Here is an 18,467-nt window from a genome sequence, read left to right on the forward strand (position 1 = left end):
AGCTAAAACTGTCTGAGCATGGCGGTTCATCTCCTCAATGCATGCTGAGGACAAAGTAAAAGAATCGTCATTCCAAGTGTCTCAATACTTGTGAATCATACGGTGCACGACTGGGCTTTCCGGGTTTGGAATCACTGTCTCATAAAGAATGTGTGGGTTTTTATCGCTATCCAAAGCAAGGCGAATTCCTCCGGTGGGTCGCGTTGCATCCACAGGAAAACCTTCCCAGTCTCCGGGCCCGTTGCGTTTTGAAAAATAAGCCATGGTGTTCAAGCGGCACGATGCATAAGCAGCGTACAATGTGCCTGCAGAGTCCATACCAAGCTGCATGCCGTACTGGGCACCAATGCCGCACCAGTCATCCACTTGCTCGTAGTACCAGTTGCTGTCGCCAGCAGGTCGCCAAGTATAGACAATCTGATCGTGGGTGGGATCGCTAAAGATCACATGAATGGTACCCGCTTCGTCGACAAGCATGTCAAACGCACCGGAGGCAGTGTACTCTTCGTCACCAAAAACAACGTATTCGGCATTGCTCCACGTCCCACTCGTGCGTGTTCTTAGAAGTAATGAACCGTAGCCTTCGGGGGCTTCGTCGTTGTACATAACGTAGACGGTCCCTGCTTGCACAGCGATGCGGGTTTGTGAACTGTCGGAGACTGTCAATCCCCCTGCCAAAAGCACGGGGCTAGCCCAATCGTATCCGGGTCCAGGGGTTTTAGCCGTTCCAGTCAGGTAATAGAGTTGTTCATTTCCCCACGGATAATTCACAGATGGCGCATAAAAATAAGCGAGATGGAATTTGCCATCGGTATCTTGAGCCAGCGAAAGACCCATGCCCATATTCTCGTATTCTGCACCCGAAAACATAACTTCATCTGTCCAGCTTTCCGTGCCGGTGCGATAACTGTGGTGGAGTATTGGTACAATCGGGTTCCAGACCGCATTATCGCCGTTTCTCGCGTAAAATGCGTGCGATACGTCACTCGGATCAACAATAAACTGAATCCTTCCAATGCTTCCCGCGGCGACTTGAAGCAAGGTTCGTTTGTATTCAGTTCCTTCGAGTCTTACATACGAAAGCGCGTACTCTCCGGTGTTTAACGAGGTGCCAATTGGCTGGGTGAAGGTCTCGGTGCTTATATAGTGGATGTTATCGAGTGAATCCAAGTCTATTTCTGCAGAAAAGGTGTTTGGTATAAAAAAGATATCAGCGCCCCCTTCAGCGGTAATTCCTTCATTTGGAAAAGTCTCACAGCAACCTGTGCTGCACTGCACGTGATTTGCGGCGCATTGAGCAATGACGCAAGTGCCGCTGCTGCATTCGAAGGAACTTACTCCACTCGATTCGGGGCAGCTCACGCAACTATTGTCACAGAGGAGCTGTCCTTGGCTACAGCTGGGTGTTGGAACAAAGTCAGTGTCGGTTCCAGCGTCCGATGAGCCGCCGTCTGAGCCGCAGGCTGATATTACACACAGAGCAAAGACAAAAAACAGTTTATTTTTAAAGCTGTGAGTCATTTTTGAATGCATCCCGCTGCGTCGGTGACTGCATCGGAACGGAAAGTAACGCGGTTGTTGTCTGTGTTTGATGCACTGCGACTGATTCGAATGGAGTACTTTTTGTTGGTGCTACAAAGATGAAAACCTTCTGTGACGCTGTCAGGATCTTTCTTACAAGTGCCGGTGCTGCATAAGGTATCACCTTGAAAAAGCACCATATCAAATCCGTCGCTGACGTAGATTTTTCGAGCGGAGGTGGACCCTTCGATTCTTACGTAGAAATCTGGGTTTTGTGTATCAATGCAGGCTGGAGTATCGATAAGAGCGTATCCGGTAAGATCAAACTCCCACTCACCGACCGCTGCCAGCAACAAACGTGTCGAACAAGCCTCCCCAGGTGGCGAAGTCTGGCAGATGCCGCCAATGCAACTTAATCCTGCTTCGCATGCGTTTCCACAACTTCCGCAGTTGTGCGAGTCCACGCTTAGCAAGGCACACGAGGTCTCGCAGGTGGTGTAGCCCGTTGCACACTGGCACGAACCGGACATACAACTGGCGCCGCCACCACAAGGCGAGTTGCAGCTTCCACAATGCTGGTTACTGCTCTTAAGATCGATACAGCTGTCGCCGCCACAGGTTGAGCAGAAGGGGTCGATTGGATCAATCGGTAAAGTACCACTGTCTTGAAGTGCTGTCCCTGTATCGGAATTGTTCGTTCCGCCATCCTGGCTGGCACGTGGATCGGTCACGACATCGCCGCATGCGTTGATCGAAACAACTGCGCTGACAAACATAAAAACAGAAAGAATAACGCGACATCTAAGCATGGTTGAATAAGCCTTAGGTGCGCTTCTTTTTATAGCGAAAGAACACACACCTCGAGTTAAAGTGTGAAGTTAAAGTGCTTTTTTGGCAAGCTTTTTTCAGCTTTACGGCCGGAGCAACCGAATACATTATTTTCTAAATGTAATCATTTGCATACACAAACAGAATCGTGTGTAAACTCTGCGGAAAATGCGGATCTTTTCTTAGCCGATCCAAGCAACTTAGGCTAGACTTTCTAAGAATGTCCGTCGCGGGTAGCGCATCAATGCTTAATCGTTTTTATCTGTATTTTCCTCTATGTTTTTTTCTGCTGTCTGCGGCGTGTGGCGGTTCTTCGGGCACGAAGAGCGATGCGGGAAATGACGTGTATGATCCTTGTGCCTTTGGAGGGTGTACGGATGCATCGTTTGATGCTCCCATATCGACAGGGAGCTGTAGCGGAATGACCAACGACCTTGATTGCAACTCGAGTGGTTTGGGCTGTCTTTGGTGTGAGAGCACGGGCAGTTGTCAGAGCGAGAGTAGCTTTGAGTGCGTTGACTGTGGTTTGCGTTCGGATCCTGTGGTTTGTGGTGGCGATGGGGTGTGCAGATGGTGCTCTCCGATTGCTTCGTGCTCTTCTCGTAGTCAAAGCGATGGCTGCTCTTGCGCGGCCAATGAAAACGACTGCATCGCGCTCGGTTCTGCTTGCAGTTGGTGTTCCAGTGTTAACGTTTGTTTGGGCGGGGTCGCGGGCTGTGATGGCTTTGGGTTGGCCTTTGTGAGTTCAGCGACCTATACCCCTGCAGAGCTAGGGAGCGTTTCGGCTGCGGATACAAAATGCAAAGAGCTTGCGGCCAACGGAACCGACAGGGTCAAAGCTGCGGCTTCGGAATTTGTAGCGTGGATGAGTGATAGCCAAAGCAATGCGCGTGATCGCATTGGAAGTCATCATATTCCCATATGGACTCCTGATCTCGGCGGCATAGTTGCCATGGGAAGTTCTGATTTTTCAGACGGCTCGCTTCTTAGGCCGATCAACCGAAATGAAAGTGGTAACAAGCTATCGGCGGGTCAATTTGCTTGGACGGGTTCGGATGAATTTGGACGAGCCATTCCTGGGGAACTTTGCAGTGACTGGCAAGCTGGAGGCTTCGTTCAGGTCGGACGCGTTGGGGAGGTCGACGAACGTTCTGAAAAATGGAGCTACGGAAGCGATGCCAAAATCTGTGACGATGCATGGCATATCTATTGCGTTACCAAAAAGACGGAGGGCAATTAAGTGCGATTCAAAGACTGCCGCGTTTCTGGAGGGCTTTGCCTTCTTTTTACTTGCTAGCGTTTCAACTGTCGCGGCCTGTTCGGACAGTGCAGGTGATGCTCAGGACGGTGGAGGGATGGATGGCTCTGATGTTTTCAATCCGACGGTTGACGGAGGTATCGTTGTTTTAACCGATGGGGCCGTCGTGGATCCGGAAGTGCTGTCCTCCGGTGGCAACATTTATGTTTCCGTTGCCATTCCAAATCCAGCGTTTGTTGTCGATGCGACTAACGGCGGGCTGACCGATTGGAATATTTGGAAAAACCCTTCGCAGAGCAGTGCGATCACAGTATACAACACATGGACTGACACCTATCCTTTAGCTGGGCGGATTGTTTCGGACGGCCAAAATATTCAAGGAGGGTACTACGATCAGATTACGCTACCGGCATCGACAAAAGAGCTGATAGCGGATGTGCGATTGAAAATCACTTCCACGAGCACCAACACGAGCCGCAACGACAAATTTGTCGTGGATCTTAGCGATAATACTCAAGCAACTACTTCTGCGAACACAGTAACTCTGATTGAAAAATCTCAACTCGATGCATCAAACAGCGCTCAGGAGTATCGTGGACGAGTTACTCTCGATACTCCTTTAGCAAGTGCGACAAACAGGCAGCTTAGGTTGTATGTTTTAGGTGGAACTTTAGCCGCTGGCAATATCACAGTTGTTATCTACTGGGTCAGGTTGACCGCCAGACTCTGTAATGAGTCTCTAGGCGAGTGTTAGAATCGTTCTAGACGTCGAGTTCTTCGGCGTTGGCTTGGCTGGCTTGTTCCATGATGAAGGCAAAGCGTGGGGCAGGGTCTTTGCCCATGAGCTCATTCAATACCCGGTCGGTTTCGACTTCTCCGTCAACCGTGACCTGAAGCGCGCGTCTATGTTTCGGATCGAGTGTTGTGGATTTGAGTTCAGCGGCTGACATCTCGCCCAAGCCCTTGAAACGGCTCACTTCGGGTTTGACGTTTTTCGGCAGTTTTTTCAGGGTGCTGTCTTTTTCCTTGTCGTCTAATGGCCAGTAGGTCTCTTTACCGGCATCGATTCGATACAAAGGAGGCTGCGCCAAAAACACGTGACCTGCGCGGACCAAGCCGGGGAGAAGGCGATAGAAAAAAGTAAGCAGTAGGGTTGCGATATGATGACCATCGCTATCGGCATCCATCAGCAAAAAGATTTTACCGTAACGCAACTTGCTGATGTCGAAATCTTTTCCAATACCGCAGCCGAGGGCTGAGACAATGTCTTGAAGCTCTCGGTTTCCCATCACGGCCGCCGCTGTGGCTCGCTCGGCGTTGAGTACTTTGCCGCGTAATGGCAAAATCGCTTGGGTGCGTCGGTCACGCCCTTGCTTAGCATTGCCGCCAGCGCTGTCACCTTCGACTAAAAAGAGTTCGCTTTCTTGTGGATTGGTGCTTGAGCAATCCGAAAGTTTGCCGGGTAGATTAAGGCGGTGACTGATGGCTGTTTTGCGTGTGACTTGCTGGACTGCTGCGCGAGAGGCTTCCCGTGCTCGGGCGGCGAGTACCATGCGCGCAACGATAGCGTCGGCCATGGTCGCATTTTCCAGGAGCCATTGCTCAAGTCCGCTTCGCACCGTGTTCTCGACTAGGGCGGTGACTTCAGGGTTGTTCAAACGATCTTTAGTTTGGCCTTGAAACTGTGGCTCGGCCACGAACACACTGAGCACTCCGGTAAGACCTTCGCGAATATCCTCGGCGCTGAGGGTCACGCCACGGGGATTGATTTTCTTAGCAGAGAGGTAAGCCCGAACGGCTTTGACCACGCCTTGTTTGAAGCCGCCTTCATGACTTCCACCTGAGCCGGTGCGAATGCCGTTGGCGTAGCTGCGCAAGGCTTCATCGGTCGACTCAGTCCATTGCATCGCAAGCTCAAGGCGCAGCGGGTCATTTTTCTCAAGGGTGAAGGGCTGTGGATGAACCACTGCTTTATTGCTCTCGGATACAATCTTTGCCAAGAAATCAACGATGCCATTGGGATGCTGAAATTCATGTTTCTCACCAGAGGCTAAGCTATGGAATGATACTTTTAGGCCCTTGTGCAAATAGGCTTTGGCTTCCAAGTGCTCACGGATTTTGCCTTCATCGAATTTTGCGCTCTTGCCGAAGATTTCGGCGTCGGGCCGAAACTCAATGGTGGTGCCGTGCTTGCGACTTTTACCAATCTTTTTTAGCTTACTTTTGACTTTGCCTCGGCTGTAATCCTGCGTGTACTCAAAGCCATCACGGTAGATTGTGGCAGTCATGTCTTCGGAAAGCGCATTGACTACCGAGGCGCCTACGCCATGCAAGCCGCCGGCGACTTGGTAGTTCTTGTCTTCAAATTTTCCGCCTGCATGCAGCGTGCATATAATGATTTCAAGCGCAGAGCGTTTGAACTTGGGATGCTTGTCGACAGGAATACCGCGTCCATTGTCGCTCACCGTGGCGCCCTTGAGGTCGTTGTGCAAGCTAACTTCAATGCTGCTTGCATGTCCGTTAATAGCTTCATCGACGCAGTTGTCCACGATTTCCCAGAGCAGATGATGGTAGCCGCGTGCATCGACCCCGCCAATGTACATGGCAGGTCGCTTACGAACTGGCTCAAGACCTTCAAGAACCTCAATGTCTTTGGCTGTATAGGCCATTAGGCATCCTCCCCATCGAACTCAGGTACATCAGGGACCGGCCAGACGGTGCCTGCAAGCTTGCCACGTTTGAACAGTGCGAAGCCTTTGCCTGCACGTGAAACGATGTCGTATTTACCCGTTGATATTTTAAACTGTTTGCCCGAGTCGTGTACGGCGATGAGCGCGTCCCGGTCATCTTCCAGTAGCTGTGCGCCTGCGACTTGATCATCTTTGGCGAGTTTGATCAGCATGACGCCTTTACCAGGTCCACCGAGAATCGGCGTATCTTCGACTTCGCACAGAAGCGCGCGTCCATTGAAAGTGGCGCACACGAGCGCTTCATCGCCATGCGCTACGTCCATAAAAATCACTTCATCGCCTGGCTTGAGCCTGCAGTAGCGTCGCCCAGAACGGGTGGACGGATCACGATGTCCACGCAGCGAAAAGCGCATGGTCATACCCAAGCGTGTGACAGCGATGCCGAAGGGCGCTTCAGGTTCGCTACCTTCAGTGGCTTCAGGGACTTCAAGAACACGTGAATCAAAGGAGCGCATGCTTACAATGCGTTCGCCGTCTTTGAGTTTGAAGAGTTTTTGAATCGGATCACCATAACCTGTGGTGGCAGGAATGTCGGCGATGCGCGCCACGTAGCACACTCCAAGATTCGAGAAAAACGCCAAGCTTGCTTTTGTGGATCCAGCCTCAACGGCGAGCACACGATCGCCATCACGAACTCGAGTTGAGCTAAGGTCTTTGATCTTCTGTTGGCGTTTGATGCGTCCCTGATAGCTAAGAAGCACGGTTGCATCTTCATCCACAATAAAGGCTTCGGCATCAAAGCTTGGCTCATCTTCGGCGCTAATGATGCGCGTCAGGCGTTTTGAAGCATAACTTTCGCGCAGACCTTTGAGCTCGTCTTTAATCAGAGACCAACGCTCTTTGGGGCTTTTAAGCAGACGGGCGAGCTTTTTGGCAGCTTGTCGTTTTTCGTCAAGCTCTTTCTGAATCAAAAGGATTTCAAGTTGGGCCAAGCGATAAAGTTTAAGCTCCAATATAGCTTCGACCTGCTCTTCATCGAGCTTGAAACGCTTCATTAGTTTTTCGGCGGCATCCGCTTTGCCTTTGGATTTACGAATGATGCGCAATACCTCATCAAGGGCATCAAACACTTTGGCAAAGCCTTCTAAAATATGAATACGTGTGTTGAGCTGTTCGAGCTCAAATTCGGTGCGGCGCGTAACGACCAGCATGCGAAAATCAAGAAAATGCTGAAGCATGCCAATCAAATCGAGGCGCATGGGTGCAGCAATTTCAGGATGGTCGGTGGGCACCAAGCAAGTAAGATGGACTTGAACATTGCTGCTAAGCGGCGTGTGCTTGTGCAGATAGGCCATGACCAACTCTGGGTCGGCATCTTTTTTCAGCTCTAGCACGATACGTGTTTCATCGGTGCTTTCGTCACGCACATCGAGCAAAAAGGGTAGTTTACGGGCAATTATAATCTCAGCAATCTTGCTCACCACGCTGCTGCGCTCGGTAGCGTAAGGAATGCTATCGATGATGATGTTGGTTGCGCCGCGTTTAATGTTTTCGGTTTTCCAGGTACTGCGGAGTTTGAAAGAGCCGTGCCCTTCGGTATAGACCTGCCGTAGCTCTTGTTTGGAGGCGGTGAGTTCGCCACCCGTGGGGAAATCGGGTCCTTTGATGTGCTTCATCACCTTGACCACGCTGAGCTTGGGATCGTCGATCAAGGCCAAGCATGCATCGATGACTTCGACGGGATTGTGAGGCGGGATCGAGGTTGCCATGCCAACAGCGATACCCGATGAACCGTTAATAAGAAGGTTGGGGAAGCGGGTGGGAAGAACAATCGGTTCGGTGCGCGTGTTGTCGTAGTTGACGCGAATCGGCACGGTGCGTTTGCCAAACTCAAGCAAGAGCTCATCAGCAAGATGGGTGAGACGCGCTTCGGTGTAGCGCATGGCGGCTGCAGAGTCGCCATCGGGTGAGCCAAAGTTACCGCGTCCATCAACAAGCGGCATGCGCATGGAAAAACTTTGTGCCAAGCGAACCAAGGCATCGTAGATCGCACTATCGCCATGCGGATGGTACTTACCCATGACTTCACCGACAATGAGCGCGCATTTGCGGTGTTTGGTGTCGGCACGCAAACGAAGATCCTGGTGCATGGCGTACATGATCCGTCGTTGAACGGGCTTTAGTCCGTCGCGAACATCGGGCAGCGCGCGTGCCGTAATCACACTCAGCGCGTAGTTCAGATAGCGGCGCTGGGCTTCTTCGCGCAAGGAGGCTTCGATGATACCGCCACCGAGATTGCCCATGTCTAGATCAAGCTGTTTTTTCTTTTTACGAGTTTTTGTTTCGCCTGAGCGTGGTGATTTGGCCATAGCTTTTCCGTCTGCCTAACAAGTGGATCTGTCAGGCGCAACATTCTGTTTGCATTTACCGTTTGCGGTGATGCTGCCGCTTGGCCTTGAAGCTCTGGCTTGCACACAGCTGCAGGGTGAAAGCCTTCGCCACACAGTTTGGAGTAGCTTTGGGCAGCATGCCATTCTTAGCAAGAAAAGTGCCATTTAAATGCCAAAACTGGCATGAAAAGTGTATATTTCATGCCAGTTTTGTCTTTTTGGCCTAAAGCCAACAGCTTTTATGCGAGGTGCATTAGCCTTCTGAGGAGGCAAAAGACCACTTGAAAGTGGCAATGCCTGGGTTTTCATCCGCTGGCTCCAGCATCAAGTCACCAATAGCGCCAAGAACGCAATTTTGAAGTACTTCCGGTGCTGAGGTTTGCTCTTCGACGATCGTGGCTTCTTGGAAGGCACCTGTTTCGGTGGCGACCTTGAAGTTCACGACGACATCGCCTGAAAGGCTTTTGTCGTTGGCAAGAGCTACGTTGTAACACGACTCGATTTGTTGCTGCCGAGTTGCGAGCACTTCTTGGGTATCCTCTCGGTACTTATCTGGACTGCGCAAAGCAAAGCTGCCGCTGCATGCGACAAGTCCAAAGCTTAGTGCTGCGAGTGTGATAGAAATCTTGGTCATTTGGCCTCCTTGGAAGCTGTGGTGGTTTTCGTTTCGACGGCTTTTTTCTCGCCTGTCTTTGGATCGACTTCGTATTTGGTCGTGGTGATGTCTTGTTTCGTAATAATGAACTCAACACGACGGTTGGCTTCTTTGCCAGTTTCGGTGCTGTTGTCTGCAATGGGCTGGGTCTCCCCGAAGCCTTTGGGGTTAAGCATCTCGGCAGGGATTCCGCCTTTTTCAACGAGATAGCTCTTTACGGCTTCAGCGCGTGCTGCTGAAAGCTTCATGTTGTAGTCATCTGCGCCTTCAGAGCTTGCATGCCCCTCAATGCGAAGTGCTTTGATATGGGGATTGTCTTTGATGGTTTGGGCGATTTCCGCGAGCAAACTATCTGATTCCGGACGGATCACAGCTTTGTCGTATTCAAACTGAATCTTTTCGTGAATCACGATTTTGTTGTCCGTGACCTCCACGCGGGGAGGTTTGGATGGAAGGTCGCCGCGTACAGCGATAGGGGTGCTACCTTCAAAGGCCACCGGTCCGCTAGCACATGCAAATAGTGTTAGTGCAAGCGTGAGAGTTAATAATAAGCGCATAGATTCACTCCTGTTTTTTCGATAGTCGAGCGGAGGCTAAATGCCCGCTCAAACCTAACTAGTTGGTTCTTCTAACATTCCTTCTGTAAGGCTGCAAAGGGTCCTGTAAAGCTACTGGCAGCTTGGAAGGTCGATATTGCTTGCAAAAGGGCTGCTTTCAGTTCCCAGATCGTCGGTCACTTTGAGCTCAATGGTGTAGCTTCCTGAAATAACACTGAAAATGTCGACCGTTTGAAAACTTACGGTTGGGGCGTTGCTATCGTCAAAAATTGCAGTCCAGGCGGAGTTGTCGTCAAACGAAGGATTATCAAGCAAATTAGTCGAGTTTCCATTTTTGGTTAACTCAACATCGTCAAGCCAGATCACGTTTCCAGCTTGCGCGTACTGAGCGAAGAGAAATGCAAGTCGTACGTTGGAGGAGGCTGTAAATCCAGATCGGGTGGTAAAGTTTAACTCATAACTCTGCCATCGTTTTGTAAGGCTGCTTAAATCATGGGCATGCTAAAATTACCGTACCAGACTGCGGGTGAAGAAAAAGACACCATACACAACCTTCTCTCTAACTATAGTGGCACGCGGTAGCTTGTCGAGTGACAGCTTAGTTTTTAACAACGAATGTAAGTATACGGTCAGGAACGTATACTGTCTTTATAAGATCTTTGCCTTGAAGTTGGGCAGATATCTTTGCATCGCGTTTTGCCGCAGCAACGACTTCGTCTTTTTTAGTTCCCGGTGCAATTGAAATCCGCCCGCGTACTTTGCCGTTGATCTGCACGGGAATCTCAAAGCTAGCTTGTTCCAGAGCTGTGCTATCGAGCGATGGCCAAGCCTGGCTGCTGATCAGACCCTCGCCGCCCAGTAGGGCATGCAGCTCTTCACACATGTGTGGTGCAAAGGGAGCAAGCAAGCGCAATAGGGTGTGAATGCCTTCGTTGAGCACAGCGTAATCGTCATCGTGGGCTGCTTCAAAAGCGCTTAGTGCGTTGAGCAATTCCATTTGCGCTGCAATCGCTGTGTTGAGGCGAAGTTTCTCTCCGAGGTCGCGGCTTACTTTTTCAATGCATTGGTGAATGTTGCGCCTGAGCTCTTTTGCTTTGTCGCTTGATGCTTGTTTTGCCGGCGTGAAGCTAGGGCTCAAGCGATCACGGTGGGTGCGGACCAGCCGCCAAAGCCTTTGCAAAAAGCGATGCATGCCTTCGACGCCCGCTTCGTTCCAATCGACCTGGCCTTCGGGCGGCGCAGCAAAAAGAACAAAGAGCCTCGCGGTGTCGGCGCCGTAGCTTTGGATGAGCTCATCCGGGTCAACCAAGTTGTTCTTGGATTTGCTCATTTTGATGACCGGACCTACTTGCACCGCTTGACCATCGCTTTTTAAGACACGTGCGCCATCTCTAATCTCGGTGTCTTTAGGATAGAAATAGGTTTTTTGTGTTGGGTTTGCTTCGTTTTGTCGGAAGTAAACCTCATGGCAAACCATGCCTTGCGTGAGCAGGCGATGCGTTGGTTCTCGAGGACATTCCTTGGACAGGTAGCCAAGGTCGATCATCATTTTATGCCAGAAGCGAGCGTACATCAGATGCATGACGGCATGTTCATCGCCACCAATGTACAGATCAACCGGCAGCCAGTGCTTTGCTTGCTCAAGGTCGACAGGGCCCTTTTCATACTGAGGGCTCATGTAGCGGTAGAAATACCAACTCGATTCGACAAAGGTATCAAAGGTGTCGGTTTCACGTTTGGCAGGGCCGCCGCACCGTGGACAGTTCGTATGTAAAAAGCCCTCATGCTTGGCCAAGGGCGAGCCCCCATCGCCACTGATGGTGACATCCAGTGGAAGTTCAACGGGCAAGCTATTTATATCCACTGGAACGATTCCGTCTTTTGCGCAATGCACGACAGGAATGGGCGTGCCCCAATAACGTTGGCGAGAAACAAGCCAATCACGCAAGCGAAAGTTTACGGTCTTTTTGCCGAGTTTTTTGCTTTGTAGTTGGGCGATGATTTTTTCTTTGGCGCTTTCGTTATCAACGCCGCAAAGTTCTGCACTGTTAATTAGTACGCCACTTTCGGTAAAAGCGACTTTCATGCTGTTAGGGTCGATGTTTTGATCGGCGCGCTCTGCGATGACAACTTTGATAGCAAGATCATAAACACGCGCAAACTCAAAATCACGTTCGTCGTGCGCAGGCACGGCCATGACGGCGCCTGTGCCGTAGTCCATCAGAACAAAGTTTGCGATCCAAATGGGAATCTTCTCGCCAGTAAGTGGATGCAGGCAATACTCGCCGGTGAACATGCCTTCTTTTTTTGTGTCATCGACGGAGCGTTCGCTTTTGTGGTCTTGACGTAGGCGTTGGATGAAGGCTTCGATGTTTGCTTTGTCTTTGCTCCTTTGGGCAAAGGCGGTGGCTAAGGGATGCTCGGCAGCTATCGAAAGGAAAGTCACCCCATATAAAGTGTCGGGTCGGGTGGTAAATACCGAAATGGCTTTGGTATCGCCGCTTGGCGTTTCAAGGGGGAACTGGACTTCGGCTCCAACGCTTCGGCCAATCCAGTTGCGTTGAGCGTTTAGGACTTTATCGGGCCATCTGCCCTCAAGACCATCCAAGTCATCGAGTAGTTCTTGGGCGTACGCTGTGGTGCGTATGAACCATTGCGCTAGCTCTTTTTGGACGACTTCGTTCGAACAACGCCAGCAACGGCCTTCTTCGACTTGCTCGTTGGCCAGGACGGTCTGACAACTTTCGCACCAGTTTGCTAATGCGGTGTCACGGTAGGCGAGACCTTTTTCAAGCATGCGCAAGAACATGGCTTGTTCATGTTTGTAGTAAGTGGGTTCGCAAGTCGCGAACTCGCGGCTCCAATCATAACTAAGACCAAGGCGCTTTAATTGAACGCGCATCTGGTCGATGTTTTGACGTGTCCATTCGTTGGGGTGTCTGCCATGCGCAATGGCGGCGTTTTCAGCAGGCATGCCAAAGGCATCCCAGCCCATGGGGTGGAGCACATTTTTACCTTGCATGTGCAAATGGCGAGCGACAGCATCGCCAATGGCGTAGTTGCGCACGTGTCCCATATGAATCTTGCCTGACGGATAGGGCAGCATCTCCAGGATGTAAGCATGCGGACCTTCACTTGCATTGGCGGCGAAGAGCTTTTGCTCTGCCCAAGTTTTTTGCCACTTGTTTTCGATTTTTTCGGCTTCGTAACGCTCTTGCATAATTTTTTTGATTGCAGGGGCATAGTGGATAGCACGGGCCGTATTTGCTCGCATTGAGAAAGAAATAGCTGCTCATTCTCCACGAGACAGAGCAGAGCTCTAATGCTAGGGTGCGCAGCGTTTATGGCTCAGAGAATCAAAATGCTCGGGCGAAGCCTGTGTTGTGCTTTGTTGCTTTTCAGTGCTTCGGAATGCTCCTCTGGGACCAAAGATCGCCAGGCGGATGCTTCCGTTAAAGATGTTCAAGAGGATGTTGTGTCTTCTGTTCAGCACGAGGTGCAAGAAGGGCAGACGCTTTGGGACATCGCTCGGGCTTATGATTTACGAGTGGCCGATATTCTCAAAGCCAACAACATTCGCCCAGCTGAATCGCATTTGGTGCGCGTGGGGCAAAAGTTAACGGTTCCTGGCGTACGAAAAAAGGTCGAGGTTGAAACCGCCGAGGATCGAAAAGCAAAGAGAGAGGCCGCTCGGGCTGCACTTCCCGATCTCAAAGATGGCGCCTATCATTTTCTTGCTTCGGGGGAGTCTCTCTGGAGTGTAGCGCGGCTTTACGATGTGCCGCTGGATACCATTCTAGCCCGAAATAAGCTCAGCGATGATGCTGCAAACGCCTTGAAGCCCGGTGAGCCAATTATCGTTCCAGGAATTAAAGAAAGCGACATTAAGCAGACCGAAAGCCAAGTGCGCGAAGGTTTTTTTCATACCCTGGAAAGTGGGCAAAAACATTGGGATTTGGCTGGAAGCTTTGGTGTGGCGGTCTCAGAAATCATGGCGGCTAACAGTCTTAAAGAAGCACAAGTTAAAGCACTTCGCGAGGGAGATCAGATTTGGATCCCCGGCGTGACGCGAGACAAAAAGGGTATCGTGAGCAGGCGTACAACGCAGCGCGAACGAGGAGCCACTCAGCAAGCTAAAGGCCTTGGGCTTGGGACACGGCAAGCCGCCAGTCAAATTCTACGTGGTGCGATAAAAGCGAGTTGGGGCGCGCGGCCGGGGGCGTGGGCACGCTACCAGGTACTTTGAAATGGCCGGTAAGCAAGGGCTGGTTTGTGCGGGGCTTTGGATCGGGCGAAGGCGGATACCATCAAGCGGTCGATATCATGGGCAAGATAGGCTGGAATGTGAGAGCAGCGGCTCCTGGGATTGTTGCTTATTCCGGCAAAGAGGTTCGTGGTTATGGGAATATGGTGCTGGTGGTGCATCCAGGAGGCTGGGCGACGATGTATGCTCATAACTCGGTTAACTTTGTGGTGGCGGGTGAAAAAGTCGCTCGTGGTGCGGTGCTAGCTGAAGTTGGAAGCACAGGTATCAGTCGCGGACCACATGTGCATTTCGAGCTCATCTATAAAGGTCAAAACTGCGATCCCCTTTCGTTGTTTCGTCCTGAGGTACGTCATCGCAACGGTAAACATTCTCAGACGAAGAAAAGCGTCTGGAAGACCCCTGGCAAAAAACCAAAGACTATCCGTTGCAATAGTCGCAAAAGACACCCTCGTTCGCGATGGGTTACTCAAGAAAATCCTGAAGAGGGCGAATCTTCTCCGTAGCTTAGAGCTGGCGGAGCTGCAAAGAGCCTTAGGTTTTTGGATACTCTCCAAATTCGACTGTGCTACGCGTGGAGATCCAGTCTTCAAGCACGTTCAAGGGCACAGCTTCGCTTGCGTAAAACCCCTGGTATGTTTTGCATCCAAGCTGCTGCAATGTATTAAACTGTGCTTCATCTTCAACGCCTTTTGCATTAACATCGAGACCGAGTGTCTTACCAATGCTTAGAAACACACCTAGGATTGTTTCATCGACTGTCTTTGTAGGGTTATCACTGATAAATCGGCGTGCAATTTTTATCCCTTGAATAGGTAGCTCCGCCAGATCCGAAACCAAGACTGGATGGGTACCAAAGTCATCAATGATAATTTGATACCGAGTTTAGTGAGTTCGCTTAGTGTTCTAGCGACATCTTCACGATTCCCCAACAATACGTCCTCTTTGATTTCAAACTGAAGCCATGCAGGACTGACGCCTTCCTTTGCGCAGATGCTCTTTACCGAGTTCACAAAAGCTTTATCCTCCAATTGAAGCTGTGAGATGTTAATCGAAAGCTTTTTGAATAGACCTTGCTCTTCCCATCGACGTAGGACCTTGCAGGTTTCGGTCAACACCCAACTGCCTAAACTAATAATCAAGCGTTGGTCTTCTAAAATGCTAATAAACTCCGAAGGGGCAAGTAAGCCATGTTCAGGGTGCTTCCAACGTACTAAGGCTTCAACACCAATGAGTTCTTTTTGTACGAAGCGGAATTCAGGTTGATAATGTATCGCAAAGGCCTTTTCTTGTATCGCGGTGCGCAATTCTCGCTCGGATTGCTTTCGGTAGCGTTGGGCGAACAAAAGGGTGTCGTCAAAGATCTGGTACTGGTTGCGGCCTTTTTCCTTTGCTCGGTACATGGCTTCGTCTGCGCGCTTTATCAATCGTTCCGCAGTGGATTCTCCCATGAGTGTCATAGTGATACCGATACTGGCTTTGATGTCGAGCTCACTGTCGGAGATGACTGTCGGCTGTGCAAAACTTGCTAACAAGCGGTTCGCTACCTTTGTTATCTCTTCGTGCGATTCGACGCTTTCCAAGAGTATGGCAAATTCATCTCCGCCGAGGCGTGCCACGATGTCCGCTTCGCGAACGCATTGTTCCAAACGGGCTGCAATGTTTGCAAGCAAATGATCGCCCATGGTATGGCCAAAAGTGTCGTTGACCTCTTTGAAACGATCAAGGTCGACAAACATGAGCACAAGCCATCCCGGTTGTCGGCGTGAGCGTTTTACGGCTCGACCAAGTTGTTCGCTAAAGGCATTGCGATTCAGAAGGCCTGTTAGAGGATCGTAGTGTGCAAGCTCAACCAATCGTTCTTTTGTATGATGTCGTTCCAAGGCATAACGCAGCGAGCGGGCAAGTAAGCGCTCCGTTATCTCATCTTTCAGCAGATAGTCCTCGGCTCCAGCATTGACGGCGTTCACTGCTATGATTTCATCTGCCAAAGACGAGCATGCGACGATTGGTACGGAATGGGCGGTTTTATGGAGCGCTTCGACGGACTCTATTCCTTGCGCGTCAGGGAGACCAAGGTCCGTTATAATAATCTCATAAGCTTTCTGCTGCAGTAAATGAAGAGCATCCGATAGCGTGATGACATGGGTGATTTCAGCATTGTGAAAGGTTTTTTTTAACAGACTCTGGACGAAAACAGCGTCGTCTTCGTTATCTTCGATCACAAGGACCGATGATAATTTTCCGTCATCGATAATCTTAAATGAATCGGTTAGGGTGTCGGCAGATAGCTGCGCAATGTCTGCGCTTCTGTTAGGGTCTGCCGTTGTAAAATCTTGTCGGTGCACCGTTCTCCTCTGGTTACTACAACAAGCAGAATTTATGTCATTGAATAGTTAGGCAACTCATTTGGCCAACATTTTCAACAAAGCAGCTTTTCATTTTTTACTAAAATATCAGATAATGGTGTCACTTTTCGATCTCTTAGTAAAGCATATCATCCCAAAGCGGCTACATTTCTGTGGATCGGAGACGTGTGCGTCTAAGTACGCGCTACGTTTTTTTTTGTGATTTTCTGAGCCTAGTGGCCATATCCCTCTTCCGGAAATCTTGTGCTAGGCTCCGCGCCACATGACAGTACAAAGTGAACAGTCTGAACCTAAGTGGGGTGCTCCGGAAGAGCCCCCCCGAAAGCCACGGATGCGACGCGGTTGGCTAATCGCGCTTGGTGTTGGCATAGCATTGTTTTGTTTGGTCTCGGGTGCTTGCATGCTCTCTTGTGGTTTGCTTTTTAAAAAAGGCAAGGTTGAGGGTGCCAAACAAATGACAGCAGTCTTGCAGAGTGCCGCGGTGCGAGACCCTCGAGCTGCCGAGTATGAGAAAGAACTTGCCAGGCTCAATATGCTTATTGACAACAATGACGTTGAGCTTATGGCGATTGGAGCGATTTCAAGTCGCTTGCAAAGTGCACAAAAGGATGGCCAAATTGATCCGGTGGAACTCGAGCAAATTATGCTCGTCGTAAAGCGTATTAACCGTAACCATGGGGAGCTTGGTGAGGACAACCCGTCCCGTTCCAAGCCCCAGATTCCATAGAGGTATGCTGTGATTGAAGCGAAAGATTTCTTTGATGCACTTGTGCGAGAAAATGTGGATTTTTTTGCAGGTGTGCCGGACTCCTTACTCAAGTCTTTTTGCGCCTATATTACCGCCAATACGGATGCCAAGCATCATGTGATTACCGCCAACGAGGGAAGCGCTGTTGCACTCGCTGCAGGCTATCATTTGGCTACAGGACGGATTGGTCTGGTCTACATGCAAAACTCAGGCTTAGGCAATGCGGTTAATCCGCTAACCTCGCTGGCTGATGCTGAGGTCTATGGCGTTCCCATGTTGCTTGTCATTGGTTGGCGCGGCGAGCCCGATAAGAAAGATGAGCCCCAACATGTAAAGATGGGCAAGGTCACTTCTGATTTGTTGTCGTCTATAAATATTCCGCATGCGGTCGTCCCCACCGATTGGTCGGAGGCCAAGCCGCTTTTGAAATTCGCGATTGAGCAGGCTACTTCCAAACAAGGTCCTTTTGCGCTTGTTGTACCTAAAGGCACCTTTGAGACCTATTCGCTAAAAACAGATGAAAGTGATTCGTATCCGCTTAGTCGCGAAGATGCACTTGGAATTATTTTGGATCATATCGATCCTAAATCTTTTTTTGTTTCAACGACTGGTATGCCTTCGCGAGAGCTCTACGAGTGTCGTGAACAACGGGAAGAGGAGCATGCGACAGACTTTTTAACGGTGGGTTCGATGGGCCATGCTTCACAAATAGCATTGGGTGTTGCCTTGCAACAAAGTGAGCGCCCGGTGGTATGCATTGATGGTGATGGTGCTGCGATTATGCATCTCGGAGGACTCAGTACGATTGGTAGCCTGAAGCCAGGCAACTTCACTCATGTTGTTCTTAATAATGGCGCTCATGATAGTGTGGGTGGGCAGCCAACGGTGGGTTTTGAAATCGATTTTGCGGCGATTGCGCGGGGCTGTGCTTATCCCACCGTGCTTCGAGCAGACGATGAGAACACTCTTGCTGAAGCTTTGAATGCCATGGCTGAGTTACCTGGTCCTCGGTTTTTAGAAGTGAGGGTGCACAAAGGAGCTCGAAGTGATTTGGGTAGACCCAAGCAAAGCCCACAGGAGCTCAAGGAATCCATCATGGAGTTTTTAGCAAAGAGCTAAACAAGCGCTAGAGCATTTCCAGAGCGCCTGATGCTGCGTTGCTCCTCCTTGCCGCAGCACCACTCCGA

16 protein-coding genes are annotated in these 18,467 nt (G+C 50.4%); 6 read left to right on the plus strand and 10 right to left on the minus strand.

All coding sequences use genetic code 11. The annotated features are described in order from the left end of the window. Positions 1-81: 81 nt before the first annotated feature. Positions 82-1,521, minus strand: a complete 1,440-nt coding sequence (locus IPJ88_08620) for a hypothetical protein (GenBank protein QQR91749.1) — start codon at positions 1,519-1,521, stop codon at positions 82-84. Next, complete coding sequence (locus IPJ88_08625) at positions 1,518-2,330, minus strand: hypothetical protein (protein ID QQR91750.1); 813 nt, start codon at positions 2,328-2,330, stop codon at positions 1,518-1,520. Before IPJ88_08625 ends, IPJ88_08620 begins: the two co-directional genes overlap by 4 nt. A 263-nt stretch (positions 2,331-2,593) precedes the next feature. Here IPJ88_08625 and IPJ88_08630 point away from each other — a divergent pair, with 263 nt between their 5' ends. Both IPJ88_08630 and IPJ88_08635 read left to right on the plus strand, forming a co-directional pair. After that, complete coding sequence (locus IPJ88_08630) at positions 2,594-3,589, plus strand: hypothetical protein (protein ID QQR91751.1); 996 nt, start codon at positions 2,594-2,596, stop codon at positions 3,587-3,589. Positions 3,590-3,704: 115 nt separating this feature from the next. After that, on the plus strand, positions 3,705-4,361 hold the full coding sequence (locus IPJ88_08635) for a hypothetical protein (protein ID QQR91752.1): 657 nt from the start codon (positions 3,705-3,707) through the stop codon (positions 4,359-4,361). A gap of 7 nt (positions 4,362-4,368) precedes the next feature. On the opposite strand, the gene IPJ88_08640 is transcribed toward IPJ88_08635, so the two are convergent. The 6 genes from IPJ88_08640 to IPJ88_08665 form a co-directional block, all read right to left on the minus strand. Then, positions 4,369-6,276, minus strand: coding sequence for a type IIA DNA topoisomerase subunit B (locus IPJ88_08640; protein ID QQR91753.1), 1,908 nt, complete (start codon positions 6,274-6,276; stop codon positions 4,369-4,371). Then, positions 6,276-8,666, minus strand: a complete 2,391-nt coding sequence (locus IPJ88_08645; GenBank protein ID QQR91754.1) for a DNA topoisomerase IV subunit A — start codon at positions 8,664-8,666, stop codon at positions 6,276-6,278. The genes IPJ88_08640 and IPJ88_08645 overlap by 1 nt, the downstream gene beginning before the upstream one ends. A gap of 274 nt (positions 8,667-8,940) precedes the next feature. Further along, on the minus strand, positions 8,941-9,321 hold the full coding sequence (locus IPJ88_08650) for an AgmX/PglI C-terminal domain-containing protein (protein ID QQR91755.1): 381 nt from the start codon (positions 9,319-9,321) through the stop codon (positions 8,941-8,943). Continuing rightward, a complete protein-coding gene (locus IPJ88_08655) occupies positions 9,318-9,899 on the minus strand; it encodes an OmpA family protein (GenBank protein ID QQR91756.1) in 582 nt (193 codons plus the stop codon). The genes IPJ88_08650 and IPJ88_08655 overlap by 4 nt, the downstream gene beginning before the upstream one ends. 111 nt (positions 9,900-10,010) lie before the next feature. Beyond that, the gene (locus IPJ88_08660) at positions 10,011-10,265 is read right to left on the minus strand and encodes a hypothetical protein (GenBank protein ID QQR91757.1); all 255 of its coding nucleotides are present in this window, start codon (positions 10,263-10,265) and stop codon (positions 10,011-10,013) included. 232 nt (positions 10,266-10,497) lie between these two features. Then, a complete protein-coding gene (locus IPJ88_08665) occupies positions 10,498-13,119 on the minus strand; it encodes a leucine--tRNA ligase (protein QQR91758.1) in 2,622 nt (873 codons plus the stop codon). A gap of 123 nt (positions 13,120-13,242) precedes the next feature. Between IPJ88_08665 and IPJ88_08670 the strand changes: the two genes are divergently transcribed. Continuing rightward, positions 13,243-14,145, plus strand: a complete 903-nt coding sequence (locus tag IPJ88_08670) for a LysM peptidoglycan-binding domain-containing protein (protein QQR91759.1) — start codon at positions 13,243-13,245, stop codon at positions 14,143-14,145. Beyond that, entirely contained in the window at positions 14,142-14,669 is a 528-nt protein-coding gene (locus IPJ88_08675) for a M23 family metallopeptidase (GenBank protein ID QQR91760.1), read from the plus strand. The genes IPJ88_08670 and IPJ88_08675 overlap by 4 nt, the downstream gene beginning before the upstream one ends. Positions 14,670-14,697: 28 nt before the next feature. Here the strand turns inward: IPJ88_08675 and IPJ88_08680 are convergent, their stop codons facing one another. Together IPJ88_08680 and IPJ88_08685 are read right to left on the minus strand one after the other, a co-directional pair. Continuing rightward, positions 14,698-15,003: an EAL domain-containing protein gene (locus IPJ88_08680; protein ID QQR91761.1), complete on the minus strand. Its 306-nt coding sequence runs from the start codon at positions 15,001-15,003 to the stop codon at positions 14,698-14,700. Next, positions 14,964-16,511: a diguanylate cyclase gene (locus tag IPJ88_08685; GenBank protein QQR91762.1), complete on the minus strand. Its 1,548-nt coding sequence runs from the start codon at positions 16,509-16,511 to the stop codon at positions 14,964-14,966. The genes IPJ88_08680 and IPJ88_08685 overlap by 40 nt, the downstream gene beginning before the upstream one ends. A 283-nt stretch (positions 16,512-16,794) precedes the next feature. Here IPJ88_08685 and IPJ88_08690 point away from each other — a divergent pair, with 283 nt between their 5' ends. Both IPJ88_08690 and aepY read left to right on the plus strand, forming a co-directional pair. Further along, positions 16,795-17,259, plus strand: coding sequence for a hypothetical protein (locus IPJ88_08690; protein QQR91763.1), 465 nt, complete (start codon positions 16,795-16,797; stop codon positions 17,257-17,259). 9 nt (positions 17,260-17,268) lie between these two features. Further along, positions 17,269-18,399, plus strand: a complete 1,131-nt coding sequence (gene aepY / locus IPJ88_08695; protein ID QQR91764.1) for a phosphonopyruvate decarboxylase — start codon at positions 17,269-17,271, stop codon at positions 18,397-18,399. Positions 18,400-18,467 lie beyond the last annotated feature (68 nt).

The sequence above is a fragment of the Myxococcales bacterium genome, from assembly GCA_016699535.1.
GTDB lineage: Bacteria > Myxococcota_A > Polyangia > Polyangiales.